The organism is Janthinobacterium sp. GW823-FHT06H09 (assembly GCF_058794735.1).
Window position 1 is genome coordinate 59,896 of sequence record NZ_JBXAHC010000002.1, and the last position, 18,033, is coordinate 77,928.

Consider the following 18,033-nt stretch of genomic DNA (forward strand, 5'->3'; position numbering starts at 1 on the left):
TGTACTGCCATGCATTAAGGAATCAAAATCCTTTTTATGCATTTGTCTCGGCAGTAATCAATTTTCTCCGGAGGCCTTGGCAGTCTCTTGATAAATCAACAAAGGTTTGGCGCCACTGGTGATGGTATTTTCGTCGATGACGACCTTCACCACATTTTGTTCGCTCGGCAGTTCGTACATGACGTCCAGCAAAGCATGCTCCAGGATGGAACGCAGGCCACGGGCGCCGGTCTTGCGCGCCAGCGCCTTCTTGGCGATCGCATGCAGGGCGGCCGGACGAATCTCCAGTTCCGCGCCTTCCATCTCGAGCAGCTTCGAATACTGCTTGATCAGCGCATTCTTCGGCTCGACGAGGATCTGGATCAGCGCCTCTTCCGTCAATTCCGCCAGGGTGGCGATGACGGGCAGACGGCCGACCAGTTCCGGGATCAGGCCGAACTTGACCAGATCTTCCGGCTCCGCTTGCAACATCAGTTCGCTGGCCGAGCTTTGCGACTTGCTGCGCACCGTCGCCGAGAAGCCGATGCCGCTCTTTTCGGAACGGTTGGCGATCACTTTCGACAGGCCGTCGAAGGCGCCGCCGCAGATGAACATGATGTTGGTCGTGTCGATCTGCACGAAATCCTGGTTCGGATGCTTGCGGCCGCCTTGTGGCGGCACGGAAGCCATCGTGCCTTCGATGAGTTTCAACAAGGCTTGCTGCACGCCCTCGCCCGACACGTCGCGCGTGATGGACGGATTGTCGGACTTGCGCGAAATCTTGTCGATTTCATCGATGTAGACGATGCCGCGCTGGGCTTTCTCGACGTCATAGTTGCAGCTTTGCAGCAGCTTCTGGATGATGTTTTCCACGTCCTCACCCACGTAACCGGCTTCGGTCAGGGTGGTGGCGTCGGCGATCACGAACGGCACGTTGAGCATGCGCGCCAGGGTCTGTGCCAGCAGGGTCTTGCCCGAGCCGGTAGGACCGACCAGCAAGATGTTGCTCTTGGCCAGTTCGATGTCGTCTTTCTTGCCCAGGTGCTTGAGGCGCTTGTAATGGTTGTACACCGCCACCGACAGGATGCGCTTGGCAGTCTGCTGGCCGATCACGTACTGATCGAGCAAGGCGGCAATTTCTTGCGGCGTCGGCAGGTCGGATTTGGTACCGGTCACCGTCTCGATGCTCGACGTTTCATCACGGATGATGTCGTTGCACAGGTCGATGCACTCGTCGCAAATGAACACGGACGGGCCGGCGATGAGTTTCTTCACCTCGTGCTGGCTTTTGCCGCAGAACGAGCAATACAGTAATTTTTCGCCGCTAGAGGATTTTTTGTCTGACATAAGGCATTTTGGTTGGAACTGCATTAACAATATTGCAAAATCGCAAGCCGGAGTGCGGTAGTTGCCGGAAAGGCAGCTACCCATGGCGCAAGTCAACAACGTGCACAAGCTCCATGCTACCCGAAATAAAAGCGAAACGCCCGAACGTTTGATCGCCCGGGCGTTTACTTACTTGCTTAGCAATACCGGTAGGGGCTCATCAAGCGCGGCTGGTCAACACTTTGTCGATCAAACCATACTCAACGGCCTCGTCGGCGGACATGAAACGGTCGCGGTCGGTGTCCTTGGCGATCTGTTCGATCGTCTGGCCCGTGCGCTCGGCCATGATGCCGTTCAAGCGGGTGCGCAGGTAAAGGATTTCCTTCGCCTGGATCTCGATGTCGGACGCCATGCCTTGCGAACCACCGGACGGCTGGTGAATCATGATGCGCGAGTTCGGCAGCGAGAAACGCTTGCCCTTGGCGCCAGCGGCCAGCAGGAAAGCGCCCATCGAAGCAGCCATGCCCGTGCACAGGGTCGAGACGTCCGGCTTGATGAACTGCATGGTGTCGTAGATGGCCATGCCGGCCGAGACCGAACCACCTGGCGAGTTGATGTAGAGCGAGATTTCCTTTTCCGGATTTTCGCTTTCCAGGAACAGCAGCTGGGCGACAACCAGGTTGGCCATCTGGTCATTGACCGGGCCGACCATGAAAATCAAGCGTTCCTTCAGCAGGCGCGAGTAAATATCATACGAGCGCTCGCCGCGACCGCTTTGTTCCACCACCATCGGCACCAGGCCGAGCATCTCTGTGTCCAGCGCCGGATTACGGTTCATACCTGTCATTTCATTTCCTTGTGAAGCAGTTAGAGGGCGCCGCCCCGGCCTGACGGCCGGGAGCGGCATCCGGATACCAACTGGTTTACGCTTGTGCGTTGCTTCCCATCAGTTCGTCGAAAGCAACTGCTTTCGTCGTGACTTTCGACAGGCCCAACACGTAAGTGACGACGTTTTCTTCCAATACAAGGGCTTCGATCTCACCCAGACGACGACGGTCGCTGTAGTAGTACTTCAGCACTTCGCGCGGATCTTCGTAGCTTTGGGCGAAGTCTTCGATCTGCGCCTTGACTTGCTCAGGCGTAGCCTGCAGGTTGTTGTCGCCCACCAGTTGCGACAGGATCAGGCCCAGGCGTACGCGACGCTCGGCTTTTTCCGCGAACAGTTCTGCTGGGAAAGGCACGTCCTTGACGTTCATGCCGCGCTGCGCCATGTCCTGGCGGGTCATTTCGGCCAGGCGCTCGGAATCCTGAGCGATCAGGGTTTTTGGCACTTCCAGCTCAGCAACTTTGATCAGCGCGTCCATGACGGCTTCCTTGTTGCGTGCTTTTACGCGGCCAGCGACTTCGCGCTGCAGGTTGACTTTGATGTCTTCGCGCATTTTGGCCAGGTCGCCATCGGCAACGCCCAGCGATTTGGCGAATTCGGCATCGACTTCCGGCAGGTGCGCCCATTCCAGCTTTTGCAGCGTGATGGTGAACGAAGCGGTTTTGCCGGCCACGTCTTTACCATGGTAGTCCTCTGGGAACGACAACGGGAAAGTCTTCGACTCGCCCACTTTCAGGCCCAGGGTCGCTGCTTCGAATTCCGGCAGCATGCGGCCTTCGCCCAGCACGAAAGCGTAGCCTTCAGCTTTGCCGCCTGGGAATTCAACACCGTCGATCGAGCCGACGAAGTCGACGGTCACGCGGTCGCCGTTGGCAGCGATAGCCTCACCGCCGTCGCCGTGTTCGCCAGCTTCGCCCTTGGTGTGGAAGTGCACGCGCTGCTTGCGCAGGATGTCGATGGTCTTGTCGATTTCGGCTTCCGACACGTCGGCTTGCACGGTTTCGATTTCAACGGCCGTCAGGTCGCCGATGGCGACTTCCGGATACACTTCGAACGTGGCGTCGAAAGCCAGCTGGCCTTCGGCGGCTTCTTCTTTCGGCACGATGTTCGGGAAACCGGCCACGCGCAGATTGTTTTCGTTGGCGGCGTCGTTGAACGCGCGGCCGACTTTGTCATTCAGCACTTCGGATTCAATTTGGTAGCCGTATTGTGCTGCGACCATTTTCAACGGCACTTTGCCCGGACGGAAGCCCGGTGCCTTAGCCGTACGGGCTTGCACTTTCAGGCGCTTCTCAACTTCCGTGCGGACGTCCGTCAGCGGGAAGGAGATCGTGATACGACGTTCGAGTTTGCCCAAGGTTTCGACTGCAGTTGCCATGTAAAAAATCGTCCAAAAAATAAACACTGTTGGTGCGAGAAAAGAAGACCCGACCCCTTGCGCCATCACTGGCGCAAGACATGGGTCCAGCTTCACTCGCTCGCATATTCATCTGTAAAAGCACTGAAAACAGGACGATGGACCTGGTCTACCCGGCGGAGGGAAAAACCCGCACCAGGCACCAAACAATCCGCCGCTTCCAGTACTGCGACAGGGCTCCGAGCGTCCAACCCTGCTTCTCAGTAAATGCAGGGCCGGCCATCATTCGGTAAAGCGTGGCATTATAACAAAGGACTTCGGGAAAGTGGCTGGCTTTGCAGCCACGCCACAGAGGATACCGGCGGCGGCGAACGAATCGCTACAGCCTGGATGGCCCTGTCTTTACTCTTGCCCCGGCATTCTTTATTTCGCCAGAGACAGGCTTTCCAGCCTGCTTCGTTCATTAGTATATGCGAACTGGCGGCCCGTCCGAAACAAAGAAATGCGCTCCTGGCGAAGATTTCGGCCAAAAAACCTTTGATTTACCTCAATTTGGCCATTTTTCAGGCAAACCTAAGCCGCGCATCCCCTCTCCAAGTGAATTTAAAGGAGAAAACATCATGAGCGATAGCACACCCGGCAGTTCCAGCAACGCCAAAGCCAAGCTGCAAATGGTCCTCAGCCGCCTGCTCGACGGCGTCACGGACGACGATCTGCAAAAAATCCAGACGGAAGTCGATGAAATGGAATTGCGCATGAAGGGCGATGGCCACCACGACCACGACCATCCTACCGTCGCCTGACCCGGCAGTGGCTGCGCCTACCCTGCGAGCCGCTCCACCGGATGCGGACGTGCTGGCCGCCGTGGAAACGGCGCTGGTGACCCACCGCGCCTTTGGCGACAGCGGCTACATCCGCGACCAGCTGGCCGTCGCCTACCGGCGGCGCCTGCACAAGCTGGGCGGCACCCTGCCCGAGGCCGAACGGCTGGCCGGCGCGCTCGATACGGCGCCGCCCGCGCGCCAACGCCAGTTACTGGGCGACACGGTGCTGCGCTGCGCCGTCCAGCACGCCATGCGCCAGCTGCACTTGGGTGACGAGTACGGACTGCCCCTGCCGCAATGCGCGGCACTGTTCCAGGCGGCCAGCGAGCATCTGGAAGCGGGCCTGCCCGGCGGCCCGCTGGTGGCCCATCTGCCGCCCGTGGCACGCTTGCACGAGGGGCGCACCATGGAAGAAGCGGACACCGAATGTGACACCTACATTTGGCATGCCTGGCAGGAAGGCACGCCGTATGCGCGCGCCTTTCTTGCCGTGATGGACGATAACTACGGCGCACCGCTGGCCACGCCCACGCCGCAGGAACGGGCGCTGCTGCGCCGCGGGCTAGGCTTGCTGGAAACCCTGCTGCCCCGCCTGACGGCCAGCGCGCTTTCTCATGTCCAGTTGATCGCCCTGTTTCCCAAGCTGGGCACGTGGCGCGGCAAGGCGTCCAGCTCGCAATTTCGCGTCAATGGCAGCGTGTTCCTGAACCAAGAATTGATTGGCAACCCCTGGTGGCTGGCCGAGCACTTGCTGCACGAGTCGCTGCACCAGAAACTGTACGACTTCCGCCACGGCCACAGCCTGCTGGCGCCCGACTATGCGCGCGACGACGGCGCCAAGGTCTGCTCACTGTGGAATGCGCCCGATAACGATGGCAATCACTATTGGGATGCCCATCGCACCTTGGCCGCCTTTCATGTATATGTCCACCTGGCGTTGCTGTGCCTGCTGGCCGAGCGCCAGGAAGCGGCGCTGGCGCCACAGTACGGCCCCATCGGCCAGCACATGAGCGGCAGCCGGCGCGCCATCGACCGCGCCCGCTACCTGGGCGAACAATTGCACAGCACCACCTGGCCGGAACTGGGATTGGCCGGGCGCCAGATGACGCATTGGCTGCTGGACGTGCTCGACGCACTCGACACGCAACGGCGGCCCAGCGGCGCCACCTTGCACCTGCTGCTCGACCTGTACGAACGCCAGAGCCGCAAGCTCGACACTTTCCTCGCGCGGCAGCCGCCGCCCCGCAGCGACATGCTGGCCGCCCAGGCGCAGCAAGAGGTGGCGATGACGCGCGAGGCGCTGTACCTGCTGGATCAGGAAGCACCGCAGTCAACCCATGCGCAGGAGTACAACTGGCCGCAGGCACGGCAGCGCGTCTTGCAGGCACTTTGGCCGCTGACTGAAGATGATAAATTAATGGAAAGAAGCGGCTACCCGCAGGCGCAGGCACTGATTGCGCAGATGGTGCAGCAGTCGAGCAGGCAACTGGGCGCACTCGGCGCACTGGGCTGATGAAATTAGTTCAGGGAAAATTTTGATGGTGCTGCACTTCCGGGCTGGAACAACCCGGATTGGTGCGGATGGGGAGACTCGAACTCCCAAGCCGAAGCACTGGCTTCTAAGACCAGCGTGTCTACCAATTCCACCACATCCGCATTTGTACTACTTTGTGCTACTTGCCACAGGCTGCTGCCCCTGATTTTAACAACTCGTGGGCGATCTGGCTACCGTGGACTGATAGAGCAAGCCCTCGGTAAAGCAAAGGCGGCATTCTACTGGATTTCCCAGAGGAATGCCGCCTTTTTTTTGCTGCGCCTCAGAGCGCGCCACCGGCCAGTTGGCCGCATTTTCACCCCAAAGCAAGCACTGGGGTCGCACCCTCAGGGTGCGACCCCGGCATTTTCGCCGTTCGGGTACATGGCGTATGCAGCATGCGGCCACCCGCCAGGGCACTACACAGCCGGCGTACCCGCTTCCCTTGCCGCAGGGTCCGGCTTCTTGACCCGGAACCAGGCCGCATACAGGGCCGGCAGGAACAGCAAGGTCAAGGCCGTTGCCAGGATCAATCCCCCCATGATGGCGACCGCCATCGGCCCCCAGAAGACCGAACGCGACAGCGGGATCATGGCCAGCGCCGCGGCGGCGGCCGTCAGCACGATGGGTCGGCAGCGGCGCACGGCCGAGTCGATGATGGCGTCCCATGGCGTCGAACCGTCATTGATGTCTTGCTCGATCTGGTCGACAAGGATCACCGAGTTGCGGATGATCATGCCGAACAGCGCGATGATGCCCAGGTTGGCCACGAAACCAAGTGGCCGCCCCAGCGCCAGCAAGGCAAACGCGGCACCCGCCACGCCCAGCGGCCCCGTCAGGAAGACCAGCAAGGAACGCGAGAAACTGTGCAGTTGCAGCATCAGCAAGGTGAAGATGATGAAAATGGCCAGCGGCAAGTTCGCCGAGATCGACGCTTCCGCCTCGCCGCTGTCGGCCGCCACGCCTTTCACGACGATGCGGTAACCGGCCGGCATTTTGGCGCGCAAGGCATCGAGCTGCGGCGCCAGTTGCGTCGACACGGTGGCGCCCTGGATGCCGTCGATCACGTCGGACTGCACGGTAATGGCCCATTCGCGCTTGTCACGCCAGACCACACCCGGTTCCCATACAAAATGCGCGCGGGCCAGCTGCGAGATGGGCACGGACTTGCCCGTCGCCGTCGGGATATTCGTGTCATTCAGCACGGAAATCGTCGCCCGTTCGGCCAAAGGCTGGCGTACCTGGATATCGATCAGCTTGTTGTCTTCGCGGAACTGGCCGATGACCGTGCCCGACAGAATCGTATTGGCCGCCTGCATCACCGTTTTCGAGGTAACGCCCAGCGCGCGCATCTTGTCCTGGTCCAGGTCCAGGCGCAGCACTTTCACCGATTCGTTCCAGTTATCGTTCACGCCCAGGGTGTTCGGATTGGCGCGCATGATGTCCTTGACCTGGTCGGCAATGGCGCGCACACCGGCCACCTCCGGCCCCATGACGCGAAATTGCACGGGATACGGCACCGGCGGTCCGTTCGGCAACAGTTTCACCCGGCCCCGTACTTCCGGGAAATCTTTCTTGAAGACGTCGACGATTTGCTGGCGCAAGCGTTCGCGGTCGGCCAGGCTCTTCGGCAAGACCACCACTTGCGACACGTTGGTCTGCGGGAAGATCTGATCGAGCGGCAAGTAGAAACGGGGACTACCGGTTCCCACGTAGCTGGTGACGCTTTCCACGCCGTCGAGCTTGCCAACAAAAGCCTCGAACTTCTTCACCTGTTTCTCGTTAGCAGCAAACGTCGTGCCTTCGGGCGACCACAGTTCCACCATCAGTTCCGGACGGCTGGAATCGGGGAAGAATTGCTTTTCGATAAAGTTAAAGCCGTAAATACCCAGTGCAAAGATGGCCAGGGTGGCGGCGATCGTCGTCTTGCGCCACTCCACGCACCAGGTGACGGCGCGGCGGAAACGGCGGAAGTTCGGCGTATCGAACAATTCATGGTCGTCATGCGCGTGCGGTTTCACCTTCAGCAAGACGTAGCCGATATAGGGAGTGAAGACGACGGCCACCACCCACGAGATAATCAGGGCCAGCGCATTGACGGAGAACAAGGAGAACGTGTATTCGCCGGCGGCCGACTTGGCCAGGCCGATGGGCAGGAAGCCCGCCACCGTGATCAGGGTGCCCGTCAGCATGGGCATGGCCGTCGACGTGTAGGCGAACGTGGCCGCATCGAAGCGGGACATGCCCTCTTCCATCTTGCGCACCATCATCTCGACGGCGATGATGGCGTCGTCGACCAGCAAGCCCAGCGCGATGATCAGCGCGCCCAGCGAGATCTTGTGCAAGTCGATGTCGAGCAGGCGCATGAACAGGAAAGTGACGGCCAGCACCAGCGGAATGGTCAGCGCCACCACCAGGCCCGGGCGCACGTCGATGCGCAGCGGCTTCGTGTGCAAGCCCAGCGCGACAAAGCTGACGGCCAGCACGATCAGAATGGCTTCGATCAGGGTATGCACGAACTCGCCCACGGAAGCGGACACGGCTTCCGGCTGGTTCGACACGCGCTGCAATTCTATGCCAACCGGCAATTCGCTCTTCATGCGCGTGACGGTTGCCTGCAAGGCCTTGCCCATGTCGATGATGTTGCCGCCCTTTTCCATCGATACGCCCAGGCCGATCACTTCCTTGCCGTTGAAGCGCATCTTGTCCTTGGGCGGATCGACGAATTCACGTTTCACCGTGGCAAAGTCGCCGAGGCGGAAGGTGGTGCCGTTGGCGCGCAATTCCAGATTTTCCAGGTCCTTGACGGTCAGCATGGCGCCCGTCACGCGCACTTGCAGGTTATCCGTCGGCGTCACCAGCACGCCCGTGGCGTTGATGCTGTTTTGCTCGGACAATTGCTGCACGATGGCATCGAAAGGAATGCCCAGCTGGGCAAATTTCTTGTGCGAAAAGATAATATTAATCTTTTCATCCTGCACGCCGAACAGTTCTACTTTCGACACCTGCCCCACGGCCAGCAGTTCCTGGCGCACCTTGTCCGCGTAATCCTTCATTTCCGCGTACGTAAAACCGTCGCCGGACAGGGCGAAGATGGAGCCGTAGGTGTCGCCGAACTCGTCGTTGAAGAACGGGCCCACGACGCCGGCCGGCAAGGTGCCCTTGATGTCGCCGATCTTTTTGCGCACCTGGTACCAGGCGGCCGCCGTTTCCTTGGGCGGCGCCGATTCGCGCAGCTCCAGCAGGATCAAGGTTTCGCCCGGCTTCGAATAGCTGGTGATCTCGTCGATGTATGGCGTTTCCTGCAGTTTCTTTTCCAGCTTGTCCGTCACCTGCTCGGCCATCTGCAGCGCCGTGGCGCCGGGCCAGTACGCTTGCAGGACCATGGCGCGGAAGGTGAACGGCGGATCCTCATCCTGACCCAGGTTGGCGTAGCTGAGCATGCCGCCGATCAGCAGCACGGCCATCAGGTAGCGCGTCAGCGGGATGTGTTCGAGGGCCCAGCGCGACAGATTGAAGCCGCCCTTCATTTGGCCGCACCCACGCTGACGGCGGCAGCGGCGACATCCGGCTTGCTGGCCAGTTCGGCACCGAGGATGGTCACTTTCTGGCCAGGCTTGAGCAGGTTGACGCCGGCCGTGACCACCGTCTGCCCCGCTTTCACGCCCGAGGCCAGCAGCAACTCATTGCCCGCCACGCCGCCCACCGTCACCGGCACGAGCTTCACGGCGCCGTTTTCCACCACCCAGACGGAGCTTTGCGACTTTTCATTGAACAGGGCCGTCAGCGGCACCTTGATCTGCGGCGTGGCCGTCTGGGAAGCGAACTGCACCACGGCCGTCATGCCCAGGCGCACTTGCGGCGCGTCCGGGATGCTGACCTTGGCAGTATAGGTGCGCGTGGCCGCATCGGCCACGGGCGACACTTCGCGGATCTTGCCCGGCAGCGCCTGCTTCGGGTCGGCCCACAGACGCACGACCACATCCTTGACACTGCGCAAGGTTTCTACTTTGTCTTCAGGAATGCCGATCACCACTTCCTTCTCGCCGCTCTTGGCCACCACCACGACGGGCGCACCGGGCGCCACCACCTGCCCTACTTCCGCATCGATGCGCGTGACGACGCCGTCCGCATCGGCCAGCAGGCTGGCATAGCCGGACTGGTTCGCCTGGCCCCGGTACAGGGCTTGCGCCGCTTCCACGTTTGCCTGCGCCGCCTTGTAGGTGGCGTCCTTGCCATCGAGCACGGCCTGGCTGACGAAATTTTTCTCGCGCAAGTCCTGGTAGCGCTTCAATTCCGCGCGCGCCAGGTCGCGGTTCGTTTCCGCGCTCACCAGCGAAGCCTTGGCCTGCGCCTGCGACAGCTGCAAGTCGACAGGATCGAGTTGCATCAGCACTTGCCCCTTCTTGACGCTGGCGCCCACGTCGACCTTGCGCGCGACGATCTTGCCGCCCACGCGGAAACCCAGCTGCGATACGACGCGGGGCACGACTTCGCCCGACAGCTCGGCACTCACGTCAACATTACTACTAGACAACACGATGGCACGGACGGGACGCACGTCTTCCACTTTGACGGCAGGCTTGGAACAGGCCGCCAAGGTAGTCGCAAGGGCCGCGGCGGCAATCAGCCGCAAGGCAGGAAGTGCGGATGCGCCGGTCTCGCGGCGCAGGGTTTTCAGGGCAAACAAGGTATTTTCCTTTACTATGCGGGCTGCAATATTTTTATGCGGAGAAACTTTTTGCCTGTCCTTTGGACCAAGCCAAACTTTTTCGCACGCGATATCCTTAAATTTGTGACAATATCAGTTTGGTCGTAGCGGAGGACGATTTTCCGCTAATGACTTTCTGGTTATTAATTATAATCGTGCGTAAAAGTTTTTAGTGACTTTTGCGTCATTAATCTTGAGACGTACAACGTCCGGCCACATTCCAGCGTTTGCGGGAGTGCCGGACAAACGCAAGACTAGAGAAGTGTGTTCATGCCTGTAGACCATTACGAAAATTTTCCTGTTGCATCATTTTTACTGCCGCGCCGCCTGGTGCCCGCCGTCGAAGCCATCTATGCCTTCGCCCGCAGCGCCGACGACCTGGCCGACGAAGGCGACGCCACACCGGCCGAACGCCTGGCCTTTCTACACGCCTACGAAGAGGCGCTGGGCCGCATCGCCCGCCAGGAAGGCCATGCCGGCGAGAACGCCGCCATGTTCGAACGTCTGGCCGCCGTCATCGCCAAGTTCCAGCTGCCGCTCAAGCCGTTCTACGATTTATTGTCCGCCTTCAAGCAGGATGTGGAAACAACGCGCTACGCCAGCTACGATGACGTGCTCGATTACTGCGCCCGCTCCGCCAACCCCGTGGGGCTGCTGATGCTGCACCTGTACGGTGCGGCCGATGAACAGAATGTACGCGATTCCGATGCCATATGTTCAGCTTTACAACTAATTAATTTCTTGCAAGACGTCGCCATCGACCAGCAAAAAGAGCGCATCTACCTGCCGATGGAAGACTTGAGCCGCTTTGCCGTCTCCGCCGCCGCCTTCGAGCGGCCCGAGGCGCACGGCAAGTGGAGTGCCCTGATGCGCTTCGAAGTGGCCCGCGCGCACGCGCTGATGCTGTCCGGCGCGCCGCTGGCCCTGCGCTTGCGCGGACGCATCGGCTGGGAACTGCGCCTGGTGGTGCAAGGGGGCTTGCGCATTCTCGAATGCATCGAAGCCGTCAATTACGACGTGTTCCGACGCCGTCCCAAGCTGGAGAAACGCGACTGGCTGATCATTTTCTGGCGCGCCCTGCGCATGTCGCGCAAAAGCCTGCATCAAGAGACACAAGTAAAAACGGCTTTTCCCCCGTCGCCCACTCTGTAAGACGATAGAATAGCGGCTTCGATCTGCAACCCTTGCTCTTTTGACTATGTCTCCCGACGAATACTGCCAACAAAAGGCCGCCCAGAGCGGCTCCAGCTTCTACTACAGCTTCCTGTTCCTGCCGGCCGAGCGCCGCAAGGCCATCACGGCCCTGTACGCCTTCTGCCGCGAAGTCGACGATACGGTCGATGAATGCACGGACGAAGCCGTGGCACGCACCAAGCTGGTGTGGTGGCGCAAGGAAGTCAAGGCCATGTACGAGGGCAACCCCACACATCCCGTGATGCGCGCGCTGCAGCCGCACCTGGCCGTGTATAAGCTGGAAGAAAAGCATTTGCAGGCCATCATCGACGGCATGGAAATGGACTTGAACCAGACCCGCTACCTCGATTACCAGGCCATGAGCCGCTATTGCTGGCACGTGGCCAGCGTGGTCGGTATCTTGTCGGCAAGCATCTTCGGCGCGACGCGCCCGGAAACCCTGCTGTACGCGGAAAAGCTGGGCCATGCCTTCCAGCTGACCAACATCATCCGCGACGTGGGCGAGGATGCGCGCAAGGGTCGCATCTACCTGCCGATCAGCGAATTGCAGCAATTCAATGTAACGGCGGCCGATTTGCTGAACGCGCGCCACAGCGAAAACTTTGAAAACCTCATGCGCTTCCAGGTGGCGCGCGCGCAAAAAGCCTACGACGAAGCGTTCGCCCTGCTGCCGGCGGAGGACCGCCGCGCCCAGCGCCCGGGCCTGATCATGGCCGCCATCTACCGCACCCTGCTCAACGAAGTCGAGCGCGACGGCTATCACGTGCTGAACCAGCGCATCTCGCTCACGCCGATCCGCAAACTGTGGCTGGCCTGGAAGACCTGGGTTCGTGGCTGACAGTAGCGTGAAGCAACGCTACGCCGTCATCGGCGCCGGCTGGGCCGGCTGCGCGGCAGCCATGGAACTGGCGCGCGCCGGCCATGCCGTGACCGTCTACGAGGCGGCGCGCACCTTGGGCGGGCGTGCGCGCCGGGTCGAACGGGAAAAGACGGTGCTCGACAACGGCCAGCACATCCTGCTGGGCGCGTACACGGAAACCTTGCGCCTGATCAAGCTCGCAGGGCAAGACCCTGCCGAGCTGATCCTCACCCTGCCCCTGCAGATGTGCTATCCACCCGGCACCAAAGGCATGGATTTTCTCGCGCCGCGCCTGCCTGCGCCGCTGCACCTGGCATGGGCCTTGCTGCGCGCCAAGGGGCTGCAGCGCGCCGACAAGCTGTCCCTGATGCGTTTTTCCACGGCCATGCGGTGGATGGGCTGGCAGTTGTACAACGATTGCACGGTAACCGAATTGCTGCAGCGCTTCGACCAGACGGACACCTTGAACCGCCTGATGTGGCATCCGCTGTGCCTGGCGGCCTTGAATACGCCGCCCGAGCGCGCGTCGGCCCGCGTCTTCATCAACGTGCTGCGCGACAGCCTGGGCGCATCGCGCCGCCGCGCCTCCGACATGCTGATCCCGAAGGCGGACCTGAGCAGCCTGTTACCGGACGCGGCCGCCCGCTATCTGGAACAGCATGGCGGCGCAGTGCGCACGGGCGCCAAGGTGGCAGCCTTGCACGCCTTGCCCGATGGCCGCTGGCGACTCGATGATGGCGTCGATGATGGCGAACACTATGACGGCGTCATCGTCGCCACCTCATCCGTGCAAGCGGCCGGCCTGCTGCAAAGCGTGCACGACCCGCGCCTCAATGACGTTATTACCAAAATGCAGGCCTTCACGCCGGAAGCCATCAGCACCTGCTACCTGCAGTACGACGCCAGCGTGCGTCTGGACTTGCCGTTTTACGCGCTTGTCGATGCGCCAGAGCAACAGCACTGGGGGCAGTTCGTCTTCGACCGGGGCCAGCTCGACGCAAATCAGGCCGGCTTGCTGGCCGTCGTCATCAGCGCGTCCGGCCCTGCCGCCGAGCAAGGCCATGGTCCGCTGGCGCAGGCGATCGCTGCGCAGCTGGCGCAGGTGCTGCAGCGCCCGGAACTGGCGCAACCGGCCTGGAGCCAGCTGATCACGGAAAAGCGCGCCACCTTTGCCTGCACGCCGGACCTGGCGCGCCCCGGCAATGCCAGCGGCATGCCGGGCCTGCTGCTGGCCGGCGACTACACGGCCAATGACGACCGGACGCAGGACTATCCGGCCACCATCGAAGCGGCCGTGCGCAGCGGCGTGGCGGCGGCCAGGGTGGCGAACACGGGCAAGGTGGCAAAACAGACTTGACGGTGCATCCCGCCCTGGCGCCGCTCGCCCCCGCGAAATTGCATTCTGTCGCACCGTGCTGGTGCGCTCGCGTGCGCTTGGGTACAGTCTGATCATCGACAACGGCCATGCCACGGAAAATACCATGCACCCCACCTTGCACTTGAAAAACAGCTTGAAAGCCATGGCGCTGCTCGCTTGTGTGCTGCTCGCCACCGTCATCGTCATTCACGGACAGCAAGTGCCACAAACGCCATTGCTGCTGAGCCAGGCAAGCATGCTGCTGCCGGCGGTGGGCTGAGGCGGCGAAGCGGAGTAACAGGAAGAATATGATGAACAAGCAAGACTATCTCGAGGCACTGCGGCGCGCGCTGGCAGGCTTGCCGCCGGACCTGGTGGCCAAGACCCTCGATTATTACGAACAGACCTTCATCGAAGGCGCGGCGGCCGGCCGCAGCGAGCACGAAATCGCCGACGACCTGGGCGACCCGAAAAAGATCGCCCTCACCTTGCGCAGCAGCACCCACCGCCAGGCGTTCGAGCAAAAGAAAACCCCCGTCAACCTGCTGCGCCTGCTCGTCTCGCTGGTGGGCCTGGCCATCTTCAACCTGTTCATGGTCGTGCCCGCCGCCGTGTACGCGGCGCTGCTGTCCACCCTGTATGCGGTCGGCCTGAGCTTTTACCTGGCCGGCATCGCCATCACGGCCAGCGGCTTGTCCGGCGCCAACGAACTGGTGCTCGAGGGGCCGCTGCGCCACGTCTTCATTCATGACGGCGGCGAAGGCGACGAGCAGCGCGAAACGCGCATCACCATCGGCGACAAGGGCATCGAAATCGACCATGTGCCCGGCCCCTTGCAGCGTGAACCGGCTGAAGCGGAGGCGCCCGGCGCTTCGTCGCGCATGATGGAGCGGGCCGAAGCGCTGGCCGGCGGCGGCATCCGCATCTCCACCGACATGGACCGCGATGCGCGCACCACACAAACCGTCTTCGGCGTCGGCATGCTGCTCGGCGGCATCGCCATATTCCTGCTCAGTCTGGTGGTCACGCGCTATACCTTGATCGGTATCAAGCGCTATATCGCCATGAATGTCTCCCTGCTCAAAGGTCACTAGAAAGGCTGCCATGAAACGCTTGCTCAAAGTCGGCCTGTCCATGCTCTTGCTGGCCATGGTCCTGATCGCCATGTCGTATGCGGCGCTGCGCGCCAAGGGGATCAGCAATCCCAGCAGCGCTGCCGGCCGCGCCGTGCGCAGCGACACGCGCCCGATTTCCGCCAATATCAACAGCATCGATCTGGCCGGTCCCATCGACCTGGTGCTGCGCCGCGGCGCCACGCCATCGCTGAAAGTGAGCGGCGAACAACGCCTGCTGTCGAACGTCGACACGACGGCCGACGGCACGACCCTGCATATCGGCCCGAAAGGCATGCTGTTCCACCATCGCCAGCCGCTGCAGGTGGAACTGGTGCTGCCAACCCTCGTGCGACTGGAAGTGCACGGCAATGGCGACAGCAGGATCACGGGATTTTCCGGCGACAGTTTCATCCTGGAACTTATGGGTTCAGGCGACGTCAGCTTCACGGGCCGCTACAAGCAGGTGCAAGCGACCGTCAACGGCAGTGGCGATCTCGATATCAATGCCGGCAACAGCGACAGCGTCGTGCTGGAAATGGTCGGTTCCGGGCGCATCGCCGCCAGCGGCAACACGAAATTCCTGCGTGCCGACCTGAGCGGCTCAGGCGACATCGATGCCGAACACCTGGCGGCCGACAAGGCCAGCGTCAGTCTGCAAGGCTCGGGCCAGAGCACCGTCTTCGTGCGCGACGCCGCCAACCTGACCCTGCGCGGCAGCGGCGACATCCACGTGCACGGCAACCCGCGCCAGCGCGAGACCCAGAAAAGCGGGTCGGGCGACATCATCTGGCATTGATGATGACGCAGCTGACAATCTACTGCGCGGCGCGATTTGCGGCCGGCGATGCTCGCTGCCTCGGCGGCCCCGTACCAGAGTACAGCTGCGCTTCTCAGCCACAACTCGGGGCCGCTCGCTACGATTGTGAGCTGCGTCGTGGCGTTGAAGCATTTCTCTTTCAGCAATTCTTTTCCAGCCAGGCCACGGCCTGCTCGCCGGCCGCCTTGCCTTGCGCCAGGCAGGCCGTCAGCAGGTAGCCGCCCGTCGGCGCTTCCCAGTCCAGCATTTCCCCCGCCACGAAGACGCCTGGCATGGCGCGCAGCATGCTGCCGTCAATGCCGTCGAAGTCCACGCCGCCGGCGCTGCTGATCGCTTCATCGATGGGGCGCGCACGCTTGAGCGTGACAGGCAGCAGCTTGATGGCGGCCGCCAGCCTGGCCTCGTCGGCAAAGTCGGCCGCGCTCAGGCATTCGCGCAGCAGGCCCGATTTCACCCCTTTGATGCCCAGCCGGCTTTGCAAATGGCTGGACATGGAGCGGGCGCCGCGCGGGCGCGTCACTTCCTCGAACACGCGTTCATGCGTGTGGTCGGGCGCCAGGTCGAGCCAGATGGTGGCGTGGCCGTCGCGTGCGATCTGCTCGCGCAGCGCGGCCGACAGCGCATAAATCAGGCTGCCTTCGACGCCGCCCGCCGTGATGACGAACTGCCCCTGGCGCTTGATGAGCAAGCCGTCGATGTCATGCGCCGTGATGGCCACGGTCGCCAGCGGTTCGCCCGCATGGCGGCTGCTGAAATGTTCGCTCCAGTCCACGTCGAAGCCGCAATTGGCCGGCGCCAGCGCTTCCACGGCCACGCCCTGCCCTTGCAGCAGCGGCACCCAGGCGCCGTCCGAACCAAGCCGCGCCCAGCTGCCGCCGCCCAGGGCCAGGATCACGGCGTCGAAGGCGCACAGGCGTTCGCCGTCCGGCGTGGCAAAGGCCAGCTGGCCGTCGCGCCAGCCCGTCCAGCGGTGGCGCATGTGAAATTGCACGCCCGCTTCGCGCAGGCGGTGCAGCCAGGCGCGCAGCAGGGGCGCCGCCTTCATGTCCGTGGGGAAGACGCGATTCGACGAGCCGACAAAGGTGTCGACGCCCAGGCCGTGCACCCAGTCGCGCACCTTTTGCGGGCCGAACTGGTCCAGCGCCGGTTTCACGCGGTGCGCCTGCCGGGCGTAGCGCGAGACGAAGGCCTGGTAGCCTTCCGCGTGCGTGATGTTCATGCCGCCGCGCCCCGCCAGCAGGAATTTGCGGCCGACGGACGGCATGGCGTCGAACAACTCCACCCTGGCCCCCTGGTCGCTGGCCGCCTGGGCGGCCATCAGGCCGGCGGGGCCGCCGCCGATGACGGCGATGTGAAAGGAAGGAAGGCTGGAATCGGTCATGGCAGGCTGAAAGACGGTGAAAACCCCGGCATTTTAGTCGAGATAAGGCCCGGAGATGGCAAGAATGCCGAAAAATGATGCATACTGCGCGCAGAGGCCGCAGCGACCGGCGGCTTGACTTCACGCGACAACGCGACGACAAGAGGAGAAACACATGGGTGCAGGATTCTGGATTTCCCGTTATTTGCTGGCCAGCTCGATCTTATTCATCATCCTGACGGTGGTCGAGTACAGCAAGGGCACGACCAGCCAGACCGACATCCTCAGCGCGCTGGCCTGGTCGCTGGTGGCGTCGGCCATCTTCATCGGCTCGAAATACTGGCGCTACAGGAAGGCCGTCGCCTGCGCCACGTGCAGCGGGGACAAACCGAAAACCAGATCGTCATGAAAAAACGGCCACTTCGATGAAGTGGCCGTCTTGTTTGAGAAACGGGATCAGCCGCCCGTTACGGGCGGGAAGAACGCCACCTCGTCGCCTTCGCCGATCACGGTATCGGCATCGCACATCACCTGCTTGTGCGCCGTGCGCAGCGCGCGGCCCTGGGCCAGCGCGTACTCCCAGTTGCCGCTGCGGGCGATCAGCAGGTTTCTCACCTCGCCCACCGTCAGCGGCCCGGCCACTTCCAGCACTTCGTGACCCGTGCCCACCAGTTCGCGCACGCTGGCAAAAAATCGCAGATTGATCTTCATCGA

General features: G+C 62.0%; 16 protein-coding genes and 1 tRNA gene. 9 read left to right on the top strand and 8 right to left on the bottom strand.

What is annotated here, in order from left to right; translation table 11 throughout:
* Window positions 1-57 precede the first annotated feature (57 nt).
* The 3 genes from clpX to tig form a co-directional block, all read right to left on the bottom strand.
* Window positions 58-1,326: an ATP-dependent Clp protease ATP-binding subunit ClpX gene (clpX, locus tag AC1Q6X_RS02855; protein ID WP_010398446.1), complete on the bottom strand. Its 1,269-nt coding sequence runs from the start codon at window positions 1,324-1,326 to the stop codon at window positions 58-60.
* Between the two features lie 199 nt (window positions 1,327-1,525).
* The gene (clpP, locus tag AC1Q6X_RS02860) at window positions 1,526-2,143 is read right to left on the bottom strand and encodes an ATP-dependent Clp endopeptidase proteolytic subunit ClpP (protein WP_369811567.1); all 618 of its coding nucleotides are present in this window, start codon (window positions 2,141-2,143) and stop codon (window positions 1,526-1,528) included.
* A gap of 85 nt (window positions 2,144-2,228) precedes the next feature.
* Entirely contained in the window at window positions 2,229-3,569 is a 1,341-nt protein-coding gene (gene tig / locus AC1Q6X_RS02865; protein WP_046685568.1) for a trigger factor, read from the bottom strand.
* A 599-nt stretch (window positions 3,570-4,168) separates the two neighbouring features.
* Between tig and AC1Q6X_RS02870 the strand changes: the two genes are divergently transcribed.
* Both AC1Q6X_RS02870 and AC1Q6X_RS02875 read left to right on the top strand, forming a co-directional pair.
* Complete coding sequence (locus AC1Q6X_RS02870) at window positions 4,169-4,351, top strand: hypothetical protein (RefSeq protein WP_070288232.1); 183 nt, start codon at window positions 4,169-4,171, stop codon at window positions 4,349-4,351.
* Window positions 4,314-5,885 carry a hypothetical protein gene (locus tag AC1Q6X_RS02875; RefSeq protein ID WP_492494971.1) on the top strand — a complete coding sequence of 524 codons (1,572 nt, stop codon included), beginning with the start codon at window positions 4,314-4,316 and terminating at the stop codon, window positions 5,883-5,885. Before AC1Q6X_RS02870 ends, AC1Q6X_RS02875 begins: the two co-directional genes overlap by 38 nt.
* A gap of 60 nt (window positions 5,886-5,945) precedes the next feature.
* Here AC1Q6X_RS02875 and AC1Q6X_RS02880 read toward each other — a convergent pair.
* From AC1Q6X_RS02880 to AC1Q6X_RS02890, 3 genes are all read right to left on the bottom strand, one after another.
* Window positions 5,946-6,028: transfer RNA gene (locus AC1Q6X_RS02880), tRNA-Leu, on the bottom strand.
* Between the two features lie 297 nt (window positions 6,029-6,325).
* The gene (locus tag AC1Q6X_RS02885) at window positions 6,326-9,436 is read right to left on the bottom strand and encodes an efflux RND transporter permease subunit (RefSeq protein WP_492494973.1); all 3,111 of its coding nucleotides are present in this window, start codon (window positions 9,434-9,436) and stop codon (window positions 6,326-6,328) included.
* Window positions 9,433-10,596: an efflux RND transporter periplasmic adaptor subunit gene (locus AC1Q6X_RS02890; protein WP_083287531.1), complete on the bottom strand. Its 1,164-nt coding sequence runs from the start codon at window positions 10,594-10,596 to the stop codon at window positions 9,433-9,435. The genes AC1Q6X_RS02885 and AC1Q6X_RS02890 overlap by 4 nt, the downstream gene beginning before the upstream one ends.
* Before the next feature lie 291 nt (window positions 10,597-10,887).
* Between AC1Q6X_RS02890 and hpnC the strand changes: the two genes are divergently transcribed.
* From hpnC to AC1Q6X_RS02920, 6 genes are all read left to right on the top strand, one after another.
* Window positions 10,888-11,769, top strand: a complete 882-nt coding sequence (gene hpnC, locus AC1Q6X_RS02895; RefSeq protein WP_492494975.1) for a squalene synthase HpnC — start codon at window positions 10,888-10,890, stop codon at window positions 11,767-11,769.
* 46 nt (window positions 11,770-11,815) lie between these two features.
* Window positions 11,816-12,649, top strand: a complete 834-nt coding sequence (hpnD, locus tag AC1Q6X_RS02900; protein ID WP_070288226.1) for a presqualene diphosphate synthase HpnD — start codon at window positions 11,816-11,818, stop codon at window positions 12,647-12,649.
* A 7-nt stretch (window positions 12,650-12,656) separates the two neighbouring features.
* Window positions 12,657-14,027, top strand: a complete 1,371-nt coding sequence (gene hpnE, locus AC1Q6X_RS02905) for a hydroxysqualene dehydroxylase HpnE (RefSeq protein WP_492494977.1) — start codon at window positions 12,657-12,659, stop codon at window positions 14,025-14,027.
* Between the two features lie 124 nt (window positions 14,028-14,151).
* On the top strand, window positions 14,152-14,307 hold the full coding sequence (locus AC1Q6X_RS02910) for a hypothetical protein (protein ID WP_175445145.1): 156 nt from the start codon (window positions 14,152-14,154) through the stop codon (window positions 14,305-14,307).
* 28 nt (window positions 14,308-14,335) lie between these two features.
* Window positions 14,336-15,121: a DUF1700 domain-containing protein gene (locus AC1Q6X_RS02915; RefSeq protein ID WP_492494979.1), complete on the top strand. Its 786-nt coding sequence runs from the start codon at window positions 14,336-14,338 to the stop codon at window positions 15,119-15,121.
* 10 nt (window positions 15,122-15,131) lie between these two features.
* Window positions 15,132-15,938 (top strand): head GIN domain-containing protein, encoded by an 807-nt coding sequence (locus AC1Q6X_RS02920; RefSeq protein ID WP_070218664.1) that lies wholly within the window; start codon window positions 15,132-15,134, stop codon window positions 15,936-15,938.
* A 160-nt stretch (window positions 15,939-16,098) separates the two neighbouring features.
* On the opposite strand, the gene AC1Q6X_RS02925 is transcribed toward AC1Q6X_RS02920, so the two are convergent.
* Entirely contained in the window at window positions 16,099-17,340 is a 1,242-nt protein-coding gene (locus AC1Q6X_RS02925; protein WP_492494981.1) for a TIGR03862 family flavoprotein, read from the bottom strand.
* A gap of 154 nt (window positions 17,341-17,494) precedes the next feature.
* On the opposite strand from AC1Q6X_RS02925, the gene AC1Q6X_RS02930 reads away from it, so the two are divergent.
* Window positions 17,495-17,728: a hypothetical protein gene (locus AC1Q6X_RS02930; RefSeq protein WP_070218662.1), complete on the top strand. Its 234-nt coding sequence runs from the start codon at window positions 17,495-17,497 to the stop codon at window positions 17,726-17,728.
* Between the two features lie 47 nt (window positions 17,729-17,775).
* Here AC1Q6X_RS02930 and AC1Q6X_RS02935 read toward each other — a convergent pair whose 3' ends face one another.
* A complete protein-coding gene (locus AC1Q6X_RS02935; protein WP_230505981.1) occupies window positions 17,776-18,030 on the bottom strand; it encodes a MoaD/ThiS family protein in 255 nt (84 codons plus the stop codon).
* Between the last annotated feature and the right edge of the window lie 3 nt (window positions 18,031-18,033).